Origin of the sequence: Paraburkholderia sp. OAS925, from assembly GCF_040543975.1 — a bacterium.
In the GTDB taxonomy this organism is placed as follows: domain Bacteria; phylum Pseudomonadota; class Gammaproteobacteria; order Burkholderiales; family Burkholderiaceae; genus Paraburkholderia; species Paraburkholderia graminis.
Genome location: NZ_JBEUNO010000002.1, coordinates 2228188 through 2243924 on the forward strand (window position 1 = coordinate 2228188; position 15737 = coordinate 2243924).

The 15737-nt window shown below is 63.4% G+C and carries 11 protein-coding genes and 1 pseudogene; 8 read left to right on the forward strand and 4 right to left on the reverse strand.

What is annotated here, in order from left to right; translation table 11 throughout:
* Positions 1 to 46: 46 nt before the first annotated feature.
* Positions 47 to 1870 (reverse strand): alpha,alpha-trehalase TreF, encoded by a 1824-nt coding sequence (gene treF / locus ABIE53_RS28770; RefSeq protein WP_107709863.1) that lies wholly within the window; start codon positions 1868 to 1870, stop codon positions 47 to 49.
* Between the two features lie 247 nt (positions 1871 to 2117).
* Between treF and ABIE53_RS28775 the strand changes: the two genes are divergently transcribed.
* From ABIE53_RS28775 to ABIE53_RS28795, 5 genes are all read left to right on the forward strand, one after another.
* Entirely contained in the window at positions 2118 to 5726 is a 3609-nt protein-coding gene (locus ABIE53_RS28775; protein ID WP_192699014.1) for a response regulator, read from the forward strand.
* A 37-nt stretch (positions 5727 to 5763) separates the two neighbouring features.
* Positions 5764 to 6609, forward strand: a complete 846-nt coding sequence (locus ABIE53_RS28780) for a CheR family methyltransferase (protein ID WP_006046995.1) — start codon at positions 5764 to 5766, stop codon at positions 6607 to 6609.
* A gap of 10 nt (positions 6610 to 6619) precedes the next feature.
* Positions 6620 to 7246, forward strand: a complete 627-nt coding sequence (locus tag ABIE53_RS28785; protein ID WP_006046996.1) for a chemotaxis protein CheB — start codon at positions 6620 to 6622, stop codon at positions 7244 to 7246.
* A 9-nt stretch (positions 7247 to 7255) separates the two neighbouring features.
* On the forward strand, positions 7256 to 8380 hold the full coding sequence (locus ABIE53_RS28790) for a hybrid sensor histidine kinase/response regulator (RefSeq protein WP_006046997.1): 1125 nt from the start codon (positions 7256 to 7258) through the stop codon (positions 8378 to 8380).
* A 155-nt stretch (positions 8381 to 8535) separates the two neighbouring features.
* A complete protein-coding gene (locus tag ABIE53_RS28795) occupies positions 8536 to 9345 on the forward strand; it encodes a helix-turn-helix transcriptional regulator (RefSeq protein WP_044020182.1) in 810 nt (269 codons plus the stop codon).
* Positions 9346 to 9387: 42 nt separating this feature from the next.
* Here the strand turns inward: ABIE53_RS28795 and ABIE53_RS28800 are convergent, their stop codons facing one another.
* Positions 9388 to 10329 carry a LysR family transcriptional regulator gene (locus ABIE53_RS28800; protein WP_029970546.1) on the reverse strand — a complete coding sequence of 314 codons (942 nt, stop codon included), beginning with the start codon at positions 10327 to 10329 and terminating at the stop codon, positions 9388 to 9390.
* Positions 10330 to 10503: 174 nt separating this feature from the next.
* On the opposite strand from ABIE53_RS28800, the gene ABIE53_RS28805 reads away from it, so the two are divergent.
* From ABIE53_RS28805 to ABIE53_RS28815, 3 genes are all read left to right on the forward strand, one after another.
* Positions 10504 to 11703 carry an amino acid aminotransferase gene (locus ABIE53_RS28805; protein WP_107709861.1) on the forward strand — a complete coding sequence of 400 codons (1200 nt, stop codon included), beginning with the start codon at positions 10504 to 10506 and terminating at the stop codon, positions 11701 to 11703.
* A 72-nt stretch (positions 11704 to 11775) separates the two neighbouring features.
* Complete coding sequence (locus tag ABIE53_RS28810; protein WP_107709858.1) at positions 11776 to 12567, forward strand: class II aldolase/adducin family protein; 792 nt, start codon at positions 11776 to 11778, stop codon at positions 12565 to 12567.
* A gap of 4 nt (positions 12568 to 12571) precedes the next feature.
* Entirely contained in the window at positions 12572 to 13564 is a 993-nt protein-coding gene (locus ABIE53_RS28815) for a 2-dehydropantoate 2-reductase (RefSeq protein WP_502922743.1), read from the forward strand.
* Positions 13565 to 13631: 67 nt separating this feature from the next.
* Here the strand turns inward: ABIE53_RS28815 and ABIE53_RS28820 are convergent, their stop codons facing one another.
* Positions 13632 to 13832: a hypothetical protein gene (locus tag ABIE53_RS28820; protein WP_192699013.1), complete on the reverse strand. Its 201-nt coding sequence runs from the start codon at positions 13830 to 13832 to the stop codon at positions 13632 to 13634.
* Positions 13829 to 15578: pseudogene (locus ABIE53_RS28825) on the reverse strand (FAD-dependent oxidoreductase). Before ABIE53_RS28825 ends, ABIE53_RS28820 begins: the two are co-directional and overlap by 4 nt.
* Positions 15579 to 15737 lie beyond the last annotated feature (159 nt).

Here is a 15737-nt window from a genome sequence, read left to right on the forward strand (position 1 = left end):
GCAAGCGACAGGAAGCGTAACCGGACCGGTTACGCAACCAGCGCGGTTACGGATTCACGTGCGGCGCCGCTTGCAGCCGATGCGTGTTTTTCGACGCTGCAGCGGCGGATGCCGCCGCTTCCGATACGCCTGCGGGACCGGCTGCAATATCGCTCGGACGCGAACTGCCGACCGCCTGCGGATAGAGCGCGAGCAACGCGCGCAATACGCCGTTGGTCCAGCCGAATCCATCCTGCAACGGATATTCGCCGCCACCCGCGGACACGCCGGGCGAGGCCGCTTCCACATCGTATTTTTCGACGAGTTTTCCAGTGTGCTGAAAGTAAGAGACGTTGGTCTTGATCCAGCGCGTCGCGACGGTTTGCGCGAGCGCGGGTTCGCTGTAACGGCGCAGGCCGATCACCGCGAGATATTGCAGAGGCGCCCAGCCGTTTGGCGCATCCCATTGCTGACCGCTCGCGACCAGTGTAGTAGCGAGGCCGCCGGGGCGCAGCAACTGGCGCTGCACGGTCGCTGCGACGGCCTTCGCCTGCTGCCGGCTCGCGACGCCCGCATAAAGCGGATACACCGTGGCCGCGGTCAGCCTGTGCGTGAGCGTGCGATGCACGAAGTCGTAGTCGCCGAACGCCTGCAATTGCGGGTCCCACAGCACGCGTCGAATGGTGTCGGCGCGGCTCGCGGCGCGCTGCGCCATGTTCTCCGCATGCGTGACGTCGCCGCGCATCCGGTACGCCTTCGCAAGCGCGCGTTCGAGATCGACCAGCAGGCAGTTCAGATCGACGGGCACAAGCGAAGTGACATCGACGGTAGCGAGCGTCTTGCCGTCGGCGAACCAGCGCGAGCTGAAGTCCCAGCCCGTTTCGCCGCCCGCGCGCAGATTGCGCCACAGGTCCTCCGCGTTGCGTTGCGGCGTTTGCTGCGACGTGGCGACGTCTTCGCGATACGACTCGTCGCGTGGCGCTGCGCGCTCGTCCCAGTAACGGTTGAGCAGCGTGCCGTCCGCGAGGCGCACGACATGGCGGTTCGCATGGCCGGCGGCGAGGCCCTCGCTGCCGTTCATCCAGTAGGCGTATTCGCGTTGCAGCTCGGGCAGGTATTGGGCGTAGACAGCGTCGCCGTCCTTCTCGGCCACGAGCCGCACCATCTGCGCGAAGAAAGGCGGTTGCGAGCGGCTCAGATAGTAAGTGCGGTTGCCGTTTGGAATATGGCCGTAGCGATTGATCAGGGTTGCGAAATTTTTCAGTTCGTCGACGACCCACGCATGCCGGCCGCTTGCCTCAAGACCGAGCATGATGAAGTACGAGTCCCAGTAATAGATTTCGTCGAAGCGGTCGCCCGGCACGATGTACGCATCGGGCAGCGGCAGCAGCGACGACCAGCGGCTTGCAGTCGAGTCCGGCTCGCGGCGTAATACCGGCCAGAGCGTATCGATGTGGCTCACCACGTCCTCGTTCGGATTGGACACGTAGCTTTTCGATGCTCTTGCAGGCAGCGTGAAATTGCGCTTCACGAAGTCGCCGAGATTGAAGCCGGGCTGCTGCCGCGTGCTCGCGTAGTCGGCGGCGATCTGCTCTGGGGGCGCGAGCGGCACCATATCGGCGAACGTCTTGCTGTCCGGAAAGAGGTGAGCGAGCTGGACGTCGCGATAAAGCTCGGGATATTGCCCGGAAGGCGGGACGGGCACAACCGGCGATGCCTGCGACGGCGGCTCGACGTGCAGCGCGACGCGCGTGATGCCGTTCGCCGTGTGGGCAACGTCGGCAGTAGAAGCAGCAAAAGCAGCAGTCGCGAAAGACGCATGCAGCACGAACGCTGCAACGAGCGCGCTGCGCAAACGAAGGCGGTTGGAAGCGAAGGCTTTATCGGTCATCGGCTGAGCCAGGAGAAGGAACGCATGAATGAATAAGCGGGCATTGTTCGCATCATTGACCGCGGCCGGTCCAGCAAAGTTGCGTGCTTCTTGCGGTCTTCACGAAGTAAGTCAGAGCGCGCTCACGCACGCAAAAAACGAGACCCGTCCTGTATGATTAAGCGTTTGCATAGCCACGCATGAATCTCGCCGGAGCCCTGAAAAATATTCCGGATCGCAATGATCCGCCTTGCCGAATATAGAAAAAATGACCGCATCCCAGGCTGTCGACGAACACTACTTTCGCGGCATCATTCGCCGCAACATCGCGTTGCCCTTGCTAGTCGGACTGATCACGATAGCCGTGTTCGTCGGGCTCATTGCGTACCTTGTTTCCACCACGAGTCTGGCCGAGCATTCGGAGCGCGTGATTGGCAAGGCGAACCAGATGCTGCGTCTCGCAGTAGACCGCGAATCGTCGATGCGCGGTTTTCTCATCACCGGCGACGAGCATTTTCTCGCGCAATACGAAAACGGCGGACCGCAGTTCAAGGCGCAAATGGACGAATTGCAGGCACTCGTCGCCGACAACCCGCCGCAAGTCGAAAAGCTCAAACAGGTCGCCGCGATTCAGGAGCGCTGGAACCGCGTGGCCGAAGACATGATCGATGCACGGCGCAGAATGCGCGACGTCGCGAGCATTGTGGCGAGCGGCCGCGGCAAGATGGAATTCGACGAGATACGTAAAGAGTTCGACGACTTTCTCGCCGTCGAATTGCGCCTGCGCCAGGAGCGCAGCGAAGCGTCGCGGCGCGTCACTGGAATACTGGTGAGCGTCTTCCTGCTCTTCAGCATCGGCGTGAACGGTCTGCTTGCGTGGCTGGGCCGCCGTGAACTGCTGAACCTCGCCGGCATCTACGACAAGGCTTTGCGCCAGCAGGAGGAGCAGACGGAAGTACTGGAAAAACAGGTGTGGTTGCGCTCGGGGCAGCGCCTGCTTGCCGAGCGAGTAGTGGGCCAGGCCACGCCGCAACTCGTCGGCCGCGCGATGCTCGATTGCCTCGCGCAATACCTGGATGCGGCGGTCGGCGCGCTCTACGTGCGCGACAAGCGGCAAGGCACGCTGCGCCGCATCGCAACTTACGGCTTTAGCCGCGAAAGCGAGCAGGCGAGCGCGCGCGACCTGGGCGAAGCCGACACGCTGATCGGCGAGGCAGCGCTCTCGCGTCGCATCGTCGTGTTGCATGAGGTGCCCGAGAACTACATACAGGTCGTCTCGGGAACCGGAAAAAGCGCGCCGAAGAATCTCATCATCGCGCCGGTTGCGAGCGAGGGCGAGGTCAACGGCGTGGTCGAATTGGGCTTTATTCGGCCACTCGCGCCGCGTGACCAGGAGTTTATCGAAGTCGTCAGCAACAGCATGGGCGACTTCATCGAGGCCGCGCTTTATCGCGAGCGCTTGCAGGATGCGCTAATCGAAACGCAACAGTTGAACGAAGAGTTGCAGGTTCAGCAGGAAGAACTGCGCGTATCGAATGAAGGCCTTGAAGAGCGCGGCCGCGCGCTGCTCGAATCGCAAACGCGTCTCGAAGCGCAACAAGCGGAACTCGAACAGACCAACGTGCAACTCGAGGAATACGCGAACCGGCTCGAGCGGCAGAAAGCGGACCTGCTACGCGCACAGGACGATCTTGCGGCAAACGCGGAGCGTCTCGAACAGTCGAGCCGCTACAAGTCCGAGTTTCTCGCGAACATGTCGCATGAACTGCGCACGCCGCTAAACAGTTCGCTGATTCTTGCCAAGCTGCTGCAACAGAACCGCACCGGTAATCTGACCGAAGAGCAGGTGCGTTACGCGGAAACGATCCACGCATCGAATAGCGACTTGCTGGTGTTGATCAACGACATCCTCGATCTTTCGAAGGTGGAGGCGGGGCAGGTGAACGTCGAACTGGAGACGGTTTCCATAGACGCAACGCTGCAATCGCTCGAAGAACTCTTCAAGCCATTGGCGGGCGCGAAGCACCTGAGTCTCGTATTCGACCGCTTGCCGGGCGTGCCGGATACGATGGTCAGCGACGGCCAGCGTGTCACGCAGATCCTGCGCAATCTGCTGTCGAATGCGGTCAAGTTCACGGCGCATGGCGAGGTCGCGCTGTCGGTCGCGCCGGCGGACGACGACATGCTGCGTATCGACGTGCGCGATTCCGGCATCGGCATTCCGGCCGACAAGCTCGAGATGATCTTCGAAGCGTTCCAGCAGGCCGATGGATCGACGAGTCGCCAGTACGGCGGCAGCGGGCTCGGCCTGTCTATTTCGCGCGAGTTCGCGCGCTTGCTGGGCGGCCGCATCACCGTTGCAAGCGAAGTGGGCAAGGGCAGCGTGTTCACGTTGTGGCTGCCGCTCGATGGCCGCGCGGCGCTCACTGCGGGCAACGAGAGCGCGCTCGCGGACTCGGCTGCGCAAACGCTCGCGAGTGCGACCGCGTCGAACGGCAACGCGCAAGACGCGCTGCTCGCGCGTGCAGCGTGGAGCGACGCAGCGCCCGCGGTGATCTCGCCCGCCAACGGATTGATGCCGGCAATGTCTGCGAATGGGGCCAATGGTGCAGGCGCCAGCGCCGCGCACGTCAGCGCACCAGAAGGCGGCGTGGTGTCCATCGCTTCCATCGCCGACGACCGCGACAACCGCACGCGCACGGGCCGTCTGATCGTCGCGATCGAAGACGATCTCGCGTTCGCGGAAATCCTGCGCGATCTCGTGCACGAACTCGACTTCGACTTCGTGCATGCGAGCAACGCGGCAAGCGGCCTCGCGCTCGTGCGCGACATGCGCCCCGCAGCGGTATTGCTCGACGTCGGCTTGCCGGACCGTTCGGGACTGACCGTGCTCGAGTGGCTGAAGAACGATCCGCTGACGCGCCATATTCCGATTCATATCGTGTCGGCGACCGACCACGCGGACAAGGCGCTGCATCTCGGCGCAATCGGCTATACGCTCAAGCCGACCGCGCGCTCGACGATGGAAGCCGCGATTCGCCGCCTCGAAGCACGCTTGCAGCAGCAACTGAAACGCGTACTGGTGATCGAAGACGATGCGCCGATGCGCGAAAGCATCCGCGCGCTGCTGCAAAGCGAGAACACCGAGATCGTTGCCGCTGCAACGTTGTCCGAGGCGCTGCAGTATCTCGAGAAGTCGTCGTTCGACTGCGTGGTGACCGACCTCGCGCTGCCGGACGGCACCGGCTACGATTTGCTGGAACGCCTCGCGGCAAACGCCGAACATGCCGCGCTGCCGGTGATCGTCTACACGGGGCGCATGCTGTCGGACGAAGAAGAGCACCGTCTGCGCCGCTACTCGAAATCCATCATCATCAAGGGTGCGAAGTCGCCCGAGCGCCTGCTCGACGAAGTCACGCTGTTCCTGCACAGCGTGGAGTCGTCGCTTGCGCCCGAGCAGCAGCGCATGCTGCGCACGGTGCGGCAGCGCGACAATGCATTCGAAGGGCGCACGATCCTGCTTGCCGAAGACGACGTGCGGAATATCTTTGCGCTTTCGCATGTGATCGAGCCGCTCGGCGCGAAGCTGCAAATCGCGCGCAATGGCCGCGAAGCACTCGAAGCGTTGGAAAACGGCCCTGAAGCAGACCTGATCCTGATGGACATCATGATGCCCGAGATGGACGGCTTGACCGCGATGGGCGAGATACGGCGCAATCCGCGTTTCGCGCATCTGCCGATCATTGCGCTGACGGCGAAGGCCATGGCGAACGATCGTCTGCGTTGCCTCGAAGCCGGCGCGGACGACTACGTGTCCAAGCCGATCGACGTGGACAAGCTCGTCGCGCTGTGCCGCGTGTGGCTGCGCCAGCGCTAGCCGCAAACGGATCAGCATAGCGACACGGAAAGAACGAATGAGCCAGCCAGAATTCGACGCACGGCAACGCATGAGCGATTTCGACATCGAGTTGAAATTGCTGCTGGAGGCTATTTACCTGAAGTACCAGCACGATTTTCGCCACTACGCGATGTCGTCGCTGCGCCGCCGCCTGTCGCAGGCACTCGATGAGTTCGGGCTCGGCACGCTGTCGCAATTGCAGGACCGCATCATGCGCGACAGTGAGCAGTTTTCGCGGCTGTTCCAGTATCTCACCGTGCAGGTCAGCGATATGTTTCGCGATCCTGCCTATTTTCTCGCGCTGCGTGAACATGTGTTGCCGCGTCTTCGCACGTATCCGTCGATCAAGGTATGGGTCGCCGGCTGCAGCACGGGCGAAGAGTTATGGTCGCTGAAGATTCTCTTCGACGAAGAGGGCTTGACCGAACGCACGCTGTTCTACGCGACCGACATCAATCCCGACGCGCTCGCGCGCGCCGAAGCCGGCATTTACGCGCTGGACCGCATTCAAGGCTTCACGCAGAACTATCTCGCGGCGGGCGGCACGCGCTCGCTGTCGGACTACTACCACGCGGCGTATAGCGGCGCGCGTTTCGCCGGCTCGCTCAAAGGCCGCGTGGTGTTCGCCGACCACAGTCTGTCCACCGACGAAGTCTTTCTCGAAGCACACCTCGTCTCGTGCCGAAACGTGCTGATCTATTTCGATCGCGGCTTGCAGGACCGCGCGTTGGGGCTATTCGAAAACGCGCTGGTACGGCGCGGTTTTCTCGGCCTCGGCAGCAAGGAGACGTTGCGGTTTTCCCGTCATTACGAAGCCTTCGACGAATTCCGTCCAGGCGAGCGTATTTACCAGAAGCGCTGAGACCAACGTGATGCCGCGCTCAATCACTCAACCTGACGTCGACGCAGCGCGTGACGCACAAGATGCGCGCGCGTGCGAACTCGTCGTGATCGGCGGTTCGGCTGGCGGCATGGAGGTCATCAACTTGCTGCTCGCCGCGCTGCCGGCGAGCTTTGCACCCGCTGTGATGATCGTCATGCATCTGCCGCCCGACCCGCCGAGCTATCTCGTGCATGCGTTGGCGCACCGTTGCGGGTTGCCCGTGATCGAACCGGACGCGGGCGAGCAGATCATGCCGGGCCGCGTGCATGTCGCGCCGCCCGGCTATCACATGCTGGTCGAAGTGGACCGGACCGTTGCGCTTTCAACCGATGCGGCCGTGCGTTTCTCGCGGCCTTCCATCGACGTGCTGTTCGAGTCCGCGGCCGACGTGTATCGCGAGCATTTGCTGGCGCTGCTGCTCTCCGGTGCGAACGACGACGGCGTGAATGGCTTGCAGCGCGTGCGTGCGTTGGGCGGCGTCGCGTGGGTGCAGGACCCGGCCACCGCCATGTCGTCCGAGATGCCGCGCACCGCGATTGAACGCGGCGCGGCCGACTACATCTATTCTCCCGAAACCATGGCCCGGCGGCTCGCAGCATGGCCGGCCTCTCTCTGACCCGATGCCATGTCGAACTCACCCGTCAATATTCTTATCGTCGACGACATCGCCCATAACATCACCGCGCTCAAGGCGTTGCTGACGCGTCCCGATGTGGCCGTGCTGGTGGCCGACTCGGGCACGGCCGCGCTCGATCTGCTGCTCAAGCACGAGGTGGCGCTCGCGATTCTCGACGTCAACATGCCCGGCATGAACGGCTTCGAACTGGCGGCGCTGATGCGCGGCAGTCCGCGAACATCGCATGTGCCGATCATCTTCCTGACGGCCACCGCGCAGGATGCGTCGCGCACGTTTCGCGGCTACGAAGCGGGCGCTGTGGACTTTCTCTACAAGCCGTTCGATCCGCGCATTCTGCAATCGAAGGTGGATGTATTCGTTCAGCTCGAGCAGCAAAAGCGCCAGCTTGCCGCGCAGCTCGTCACCACGCGTCAGATGCTCGAAGCCAACGAGATGCTGATGGCGGTGCTCAGTCACGATCTGCGCACGCCGCTTGGGGCAGTGCTTGCATCGGCGGAATATCTGATGCGAACCGCAGCCGATCAGCAATCCGCAACGGTCGCGGCGCGCGTTAAAAACAGTTCGCTGCGCATGGCGCGGATGGTCGATCAGTTGCTCAACCTCGCGCGTCTGCAAGGCGGACGTCTGCCGTTGCAGCCTCGTTCGATCGAACTGGCAACGCTATGCCGGTCGGTGATCGACGAATTCGCTTCGCGCGAGAACGGCAAGCGCATCCTGTTCACGAGCCGCGGCAATACGGCGGGCGCGTGGGATACGGATCTCGTGTGGCAGGCGGTGTCCAATCTCGTCAGCAATGCGCTGCACCACGGCGCGGCAGGCGACGTGAACGTGGAGGTGGACGGCGAAGCGGCGGATTTCGTGCGTCTGAAAGTGGCGAATCGCGGCGTGATTCCACCCGAGGTTTTTCCGCATCTCTTCAAGGCGTTCGGGCCCAACAACAACGGCTCGCGTTCGCGCGAGGGACTGGGTCTCGGCTTGCATATCGTCCATGAAATCGCGCGGATGCACGGCGGTACGGTCGACGTGAAATCGGACGAAAGCGGCGGCACGGTGTTCACGATCGAGTTGCCGCGAATGGTCACGCTGCAACGCGGGTCGTTTTCGGGGAGGTGATCGGGACGAACTGCGCGCGACGAACTGCGCGCGACGAACCGCGCAGTGCTTTTGCCGCGACGGCATGCGCTATGAACACCGCTGCCGACGCACGCCGCGACGCGCTGTGCTACGCTTGACGCACCCCATCCATGCCGCGCGAGCCCGAAGCCATCATGCGTTCCTGGCGCATTTCCCCGCCTCACCGAAACGAACAGATCAGCACCGCGCGCGCGGCCGATCTGGTCATGTCGATTTCGCACGGCGACGCCGACGCGCTCGCCGCCAGCATGCTGAGAACGGTCGGCGACATGATGCCGGTTTCGCAGTGCACCGTATTCGCGTATGAATTCGACGCACGGCCGCGCACCATTTCCGCCGCCGACCATCGCGGCGGGCGTTTTCTCCGCGACGTCGCGAATCGCTATGCCGCGCATTTTTATGCACTCGACGGCAACCGCGCGATTGTCGATAACCCGCACTCCCGCGACGCGCTCGTCTTGCATCAGCAGCAAAGCGACGAGATCGGGAACGAAGCGTATCGTGCGGCGTGTTACGCGCAGCCCAATGTGTCGGATCGCCTGTCGTTGCTCGTGCAACCGATGGAAAGCGTGTGGCTGTCGATCAACCTGTATCGCGATCGCGCTTACGGCGTCTTCGAGACGAGCGAGTTGCAGCGGGTCGAAAGCCTCGCGCAGCTCTTCGCGCAGGCGGCAAAAACGCATTACGCGCTGCATACGCAGCATGAAGAGAGTCCGGCGGCAACCATGCTCGCACGCGTCAGACGAATCTGCCCGGCGCTCACCCCGCGCGAACTCGACGTGCTGCGCGGCACGCTCGAAGGCGCAAGCGCCGTTGAGATCGCGGAACGAATGGGCGTGAAGCCCGCGAGCGTCGTCACCTATCAGAAGCGCGCTTACGCGCGGCTCGGCATTTCGGGGCAGCGGCAACTGTTTGCGCTATGCGTGACGCCGCAGCGCGGCTGATTTCCCGCTTGAACCACGCTTCAACCACGCCCCAACCGCGTTTCACCCGCGCTTCACCCGCGTATCCGCCTGCGTCTCACGATCCCAGCGCTTGAGCCACGGCAGCAAAAAATCCGCGAAGCCCGCTGCGGGCGGCGACAACGCGCGTTCGGTCGAGCGGTACAAACAGACCTCGCGGATCGTCTCCGGTTCGACAATCCGCTTCATCACCAGACCGAAGGTGCGTGCGAGCGGCGCCACGTAAGCCGGCGCGAGCGTCACCGCGAGGCCGCGCGATGCGATACCGAAAGCGGTGGTCACGTTGTCCACCACGTCCGCGGGAACGATGCGCGCCTCGACGGGGAGATCGGCGAGCATCTGGTCGACCGCCCGTTCGTGATCGCGGCCGGTCGCGACGATAGGGACGTCGCGCAACTGCTGCCATTGCACACGTCTGCGCGCGGAGAGCGGATGCGACGGCGAGCACCACATCACCCACGGACTTGCGAACGCCGCGTCCCGGCGCACACGCGCACCGCTTGGCCTGTCCGGCCCGATTGCCAGATCGACGTCCGCGCTTTCCACGCGCTCGACCAGTTGCTCCACCACGGTATCGCAAATGCGCACGACGACCTTCGGTTTGTCGCGCGCGTAATCGGCAATCGCCGCGGGCAACGCGGTGGACGCCAGCACGAGCGGCGCGCCGATCCGCACGATGCCGGCCGCGCGGTTGCGAATATCGTCGGCGGATTGGGCGGCGGCGCGCACGTGGCGCAGCACCGATTCCGCCGATGCGAGGAAATCCTGACCCGCGCTCGAGAGATTCACGCGCCGCGTGGTCCTGTCGAAAAGACGAAAGCCGAGTTCCGCTTCGAGTTCCGCGAGCAATTGGCTCACCGCGGACGAAGTCAGCCCCAGCCGTTCGGCCGCCGCGCCGATGCTGTGAAGATCGACAATGGCGAGAAACGCCTCGTATTGACGGATGGTGACGCGAGTAAGTGCCATGCTGCGATTCTAAAGAAAAACTTACGAATCGTGCAAAATCGGTTGATTGTAGATTGCCGCGCGTTCATCGACACTTGTCCCAATCGACGGAAGCACACAAAGGCGCTTAGACTTTCCGCCTCGCCTCTGTGGACGTATGCGTGCGCCACGCCAGGCTCCCTTCAAGGAAATGCCATGTTCGACCATATTCCCGCCTATCCCGGCGACCCGATTCTCAGCCTGAACGAAGATTTCCAGCTCGATCCGCGCCCGAACAAAGTCAATCTGAGCATCGGCATTTATTTCGACGACGCCGGCAAGCTGCCCGTCATGGATGCCGTGCGCCGCGCCGAAACCGCGTTGCTCGACGCAATCGGCCCGCGTTCCTATCTGCCGATGGCAGGCTTGCCGCTCTACCGGGAAGCCGCGCAGACGCTGGTTTTCGGCGCGAGCAGCGAAGCGCGCGCGGCGGGCCGCATCGCGACACTGCAAACCATTGGCGGCTCCGGCGCGCTGAAGGTCGGCGCCGATTTCCTGCGGCGCTATTTTCCCGCTTCACAAATCTGGATCAGCGACCCGAGTTGGGAAAATCATCGCGTCGTGTTCGAGGGCGCGGGCCAAACCGTCAACACCTATCCGTATTACGACGAAGCGACAGGCGGCCTGCGTTTCGCCGATATGATCGAGACGATCGGCCAATTGCCCGAGCGCAGCATCGTGCTGCTGCATGCGTGCTGCCACAATCCGACGGGCGTCGATCTGAGCAACGAGCAATGGGCTGAGCTCGTGCCGGTATTGCAGCGTCGCAAGCTGATTGCGTTCGTCGATATGGCTTATCAGGGCTTCGGCGCGGGCCTCGAAGAAGACGCCGCTTGCGTGCGTATGCTCGCGGAAGCCGACATACCGCTGATCGCAGCCAATTCGTTTTCGAAGAATTTCTCGCTGTACGGCGAGCGTTGCGGCGCATTGAGCGTGGTCTGCAAGAGCGCCGATGAAGCGGGCCGCGTGCTCGGCCAGTTGATGTCCACGGTGCGCGCGAACTACAGCAATCCGCCGACGCATGGCGCGCGTCTCGTCGCGAACGTACTGTCCGATGCGTCGTTGCGCGCTTCGTGGGAAGCGGAACTCGCCACCATGCGCGAGCGCATTCTCGCGATGCGCGGCACGATTCACGCGGGACTCGCCGGCCGTGTCGATGAAGTGATGCGCGCGCGTTACGTCGCGCAGCGCGGCATGTTTACCTATACGGGCCTGAGCGAGCGCCAGGTCGAGCGCCTGCGCAGCGAACACGCGGTGTATGTGCTGCGCTCGGGCCGCATGTGCGTGGCGGGTTTGAATGCGCGCAACGCGGAGTACGTGGCGTCGTCGATTGCCGCGGTGGTCGCGGGCGCATAGCGACCGCGGCAGCGCAGCCAACGCGAACGAGCACGCAACGCGCACAGCCAACAGATAACCCTGGAGACGTCGATGACGACACTTGATATGCCACCGGCAAGCGCGCCGCAAAAAGCCGGCATGCATGCGGACGAATGGCAGGCACGCGTTGAACTGGCCGCGTGCTACCGCATCTTCGACATGCTCGGCTGGACCGAGATGATCTACAACCACATCACGTTGCGTGTGCCGGAAAGCGTGAGCGGCGGCGAGCGCCAGTTCCTCATCAATCCGTTCGGCTTGCACTACAGCGAAGTCACGGCGAGCAACCTGGTGAAGATCGACGCGCAAGGGCGCGTGCTCGACGGCTCGCGTTATCCGGTGAATCCCGCTGGTTTCGTCGTGCATGCGGCGATTCACGAAGGCGTGCCCGGCGCGCATTGCGTGATGCACACGCATACCACGGCGGGCGTCGCCGTCGCGTGTCTCGAAGACGGTTTGCAGCAGACCAACTTCTACACCGCGCAATTGCACGAGCGCATCGCGTATCACGACTTCGAGGGCATCACCGTGCATGCGGAGGAAGGGCCGCGGCTCGTCGAACATATCGGCGACAGGCAGGCTGTGATTCTGCGCAATCACGGGTTGCTTGCATGGGGCCGCACGTTGCCGCAAACTTTCGCGGTTCTATGGACGCTCAACCGCGCCTGCGAGATTCAGATGGCGACGTTTTCGATGGGCAAGGCGCGGCCGGTTCCCGAAGACGTCGCGATGCGCTGCTCGCGCGACGCGTTGCAATTCGATCCCCGTCACGGCGCGGGACAGGACGTGTTCGATGCGCTCGTGCGGCGCGTCGAGCGCATCGATGCGAGTTACAAGGAATGAAGCGATGAAAGTAGCGATTTACGGCGCGGGCGCCATCGGCGGATGGATCGGCGTGAAGCTCGCGCAGGCGGGTCACGAGGTCGGCGTGGTGGCGCGTGGCGCGACGCGGGCCGCGTTGCGCGAGCAGGGCTTGCGGATGATCGAAGGCGGCAGCACGCAAACAGTCAACGTGCAAGCCGCGGAAGATCCTGTCGCGCTCGGCGTACAGGATCTCGTCGTGGTCGCGGTCAAAGGGCCGGCAATGGCCTCGGTGGCCGCGCACATCGCGCCGCTGCTCGGCGCGCAAACCGTCGTGCTGACCGCAATGAACGGTGTGCCGTGGTGGTTCTGCGACGGTCTGCATGGCGACTTCGTGGGCAAGCGGCTCAAGTCAATCGATCCCGACGGCGCAATCGCCGCCGCGATTCCAAGCGCGCAAACAGTGGGCTGCGTGGTGCACGCGAGTTGCCTCGTCGAGGCGCCGGGCGTGATCCGGCATCATCAAGGCAATGGGCTGATTATCGGCGAGGCTCTCGGGCGTCCGAGCGAACGCGTGAAGGCACTCGCCGAGACGCTGGCCGCGGCGGGTTTCAATGCGTCGGTGTCGGAGCAGATTCAGCGCGACGTCTGGTACAAGCTGTGGGGCAACATGACAATGAACCCCATCAGCGCGATCACGGGCGCCACCACCGACCGCATTCTCGGCGACGAACTGGCGCGCAACTTCGTCACGAGCATCATGCTCGAGGCGAAGGAAATCGGCGCGCGTTTCGGCATTCCCGATCGATCAGGCGCCCGAGGACCGGCACGCGGTCACGCTGAAACTCGGCGCGATGAAAACGTCGATGCTGCAAGACGTGCAGGCGCGCAAGGCGGTCGAACTGGATGCACTCGTGAGCGCGGTCCGCGAACTCGGGCAATTGACCGGCGTGAAGACGCCTTATACGGATGCGCTGCTCGGTCTCGCGCGCTTGCATGCCAGCACGCTGGGTCTGTATTGAACGCAGTGCCCCGTTAAAGCAGAAAGCCGCCGCGTGGTTTTCTCGCGGCGGCTTTTTTATGCCTGTTTTATAGGGCTATTCCAACTAAACAGCCGTCGCCGTGACGGCTTCGGACCTTGGCAAACGCGCCGCTTCGATCAAGGACAAAGCCCGTTGTGCATCGTCGAGGTCGGTGATGCACAGCAGCGCAAGGCGAGCGAGATACAGCGGAGCATCGGCTTCGCCTTCGGCGGTGAGCGTATGACAAAGCGCCGTATAGACGCGGTCGAGATCGCTATCGGTCATGACTGGCTCTCCTTGTTTTCCATGTTCAGTGCGGCCATCAGCGCGCGCTGCGTGGCGGCCGCGCTGCCTTCGCGCCAGCGCGCGAGCACATGGCCGTCGGGGCGGATCAGGTAGACGGTGCCCTTTGCCGCATCGAGCATTTGATGCAGACGGCCGGTGTGATCGATTGCGGTTATGCCGTTAGCGTTGGCCTCGTCGCTTGCATGAACCACGGTGATTACGTTGAACGGAATCGCGCGGCTCGCCAGGTCCTCTTGCATGTCCCGCCACGCGCTCTCTTGCGATGCATCGGCGGAAAAGCGCAGCGCGGTGAAGCAGGGCGCAAGCAGATCGGTGAGGTGCATGTCGAGCAGCTTGCCATCGCGAATGGACTTGAGGCGGCACTCCGGCAGCACACTGCCTGGCGCCGCGCCATTGGTGAACGGGTTCTCCGTTGCTTCAGCCGCCGCGCGATTGAGCGGCGATTGCACATAAGCAATCGGATGCGTCTGCCGCGGATTGATCAGCGGACGCACGGCGGCATGACGTTCGGCGAGGCCCAACACGGCGCTTCTCATCAGCTCGAACGCGAAGGTCGGCGGCGCCATGAATTCGGTGCTCTTCATGCCGTAGCTTAAATTTTCGCGCGCGGCGAACACGCGCTCGTCGCTATAGCTGTCGAGCAGGTCGGGCGACGCGATGCCGTTCACCACGCAGCCGAGTTTCCAGCCGAGATTGTCGGCGTCGTCGATACCCGAGTTCGCGCCGCGCACGCCGAAGATCGGCACCAGATGCGCCGCGTCGCCCGCGAACAGCACCGAGCCGTGGCGATAGCGTTCGAGCGTCAGCGCATTGGCCTTATAGACGGTGATCCAGATCGGCGACCATTCGCCCGTTTCGCCCATCGCGTCCAGCACGCTTTGCACGCGCGGCATCACGTTGCCGGGTTCGACGGCCGCCTGCGGGTCTTCGTCGTCGCGTAGCTGGTAGTCGATGCGCCACACGTTGTCCGGGCTGCTTGTGCACGAGAACGGTCGAGCCGGGATTGGACGGCGGATCGAAATAGGCGAGCCGCTCGGTCGCGCGATCGCTGTGCAGTTCGATATCGACGATCACGTAGCGGCCTTCGTACGTCGTGCCGGTCAGTTTGAGTCCGAGCGCCTCGCGTATCGTGCTGCGCCCGCCATCGCACGCGACGACCCAGTCGGCTTCCATTTGCCACGCGGTGTCGCCGGTCTGCAGATCGAGCGTGGCGCCGCGCGAGGCGTCCGACGCAGCGCGTTGCCCGATTGCGGTCACACGCGTTTGCCAGCGAATCTCGATCAGGTCCGCGTGCCGCTCCAGTTCGTCGAGCAGGAACTGTTCGATCTGATACTGCGCGATGTTGATCATCGGCGGCAGCGATTGCTCGTCGTCCTGATGCATCGAAAAGCGGAACACCTCGGTATCGCGATAGAAGCTGCGGCCGCCCGTCCACGGCAGACCTTTTTGCAAGAAGCCTTCAACGGCGCCCAGGCGCTTGAGTATTTCGAGGCTGCGCCGCGAGATGCAAATGGCGCGGCTGCCGGTGCATACGCTGTCGTCGGCTTCGATCAGAACGGAGCGCACGCCCTGGCGGGCGAGCGCCAGCGCGAGCGTCATGCCGACCGGCCCGCCGCCGACAATCGCAACGGACCGTCGCACGGGATCGCGTCCGTCGACGAGTGGAGGCACGGCGCCCCCGTAACGGCGCGGCGAAAATGGATAGGGTTTGAAGCTGCGGCTCATGCGGGTCTCCTCGATGTTCGCTGCATTCGCGGCCGCCGCCCGTGTTCGGTTCTTTTAGAAGCGGCGCGAAATGAAAAGCGATGAGCGAAGTATGAAGGAGAGCTTGTGCGCGCCTGTCCTCATTTTGGGTACAGGCGCGGGGTGCTTTTATGCGGGGGT

Coding starts and splice junctions, on each gene's coding strand:
- treF (WP_107709863.1), bottom strand. CDS start 1,870: ATGACCGATAAAGCCTTCGCTTCCAACCGCCTTCGTTTGCGCAGCGCG.
- ABIE53_RS28775 (WP_192699014.1), top strand. CDS start 2,118: ATGACCGCATCCCAGGCTGTCGACGAACACTACTTTCGCGGCATCATT.
- ABIE53_RS28780 (WP_006046995.1), top strand. CDS start 5,764: ATGAGCCAGCCAGAATTCGACGCACGGCAACGCATGAGCGATTTCGAC.
- ABIE53_RS28785 (WP_006046996.1), top strand. CDS start 6,620: ATGCCGCGCTCAATCACTCAACCTGACGTCGACGCAGCGCGTGACGCA.
- ABIE53_RS28790 (WP_006046997.1), top strand. CDS start 7,256: ATGTCGAACTCACCCGTCAATATTCTTATCGTCGACGACATCGCCCAT.
- ABIE53_RS28795 (WP_044020182.1), top strand. CDS start 8,536: ATGCGTTCCTGGCGCATTTCCCCGCCTCACCGAAACGAACAGATCAGC.
- ABIE53_RS28800 (WP_029970546.1), bottom strand. CDS start 10,329: ATGGCACTTACTCGCGTCACCATCCGTCAATACGAGGCGTTTCTCGCC.
- ABIE53_RS28805 (WP_107709861.1), top strand. CDS start 10,504: ATGTTCGACCATATTCCCGCCTATCCCGGCGACCCGATTCTCAGCCTG.
- ABIE53_RS28810 (WP_107709858.1), top strand. CDS start 11,776: ATGACGACACTTGATATGCCACCGGCAAGCGCGCCGCAAAAAGCCGGC.
- ABIE53_RS28815 (WP_502922743.1), top strand. CDS start 12,572: ATGAAAGTAGCGATTTACGGCGCGGGCGCCATCGGCGGATGGATCGGC.
- ABIE53_RS28820 (WP_192699013.1), bottom strand. CDS start 13,832: ATGACCGATAGCGATCTCGACCGCGTCTATACGGCGCTTTGTCATACG.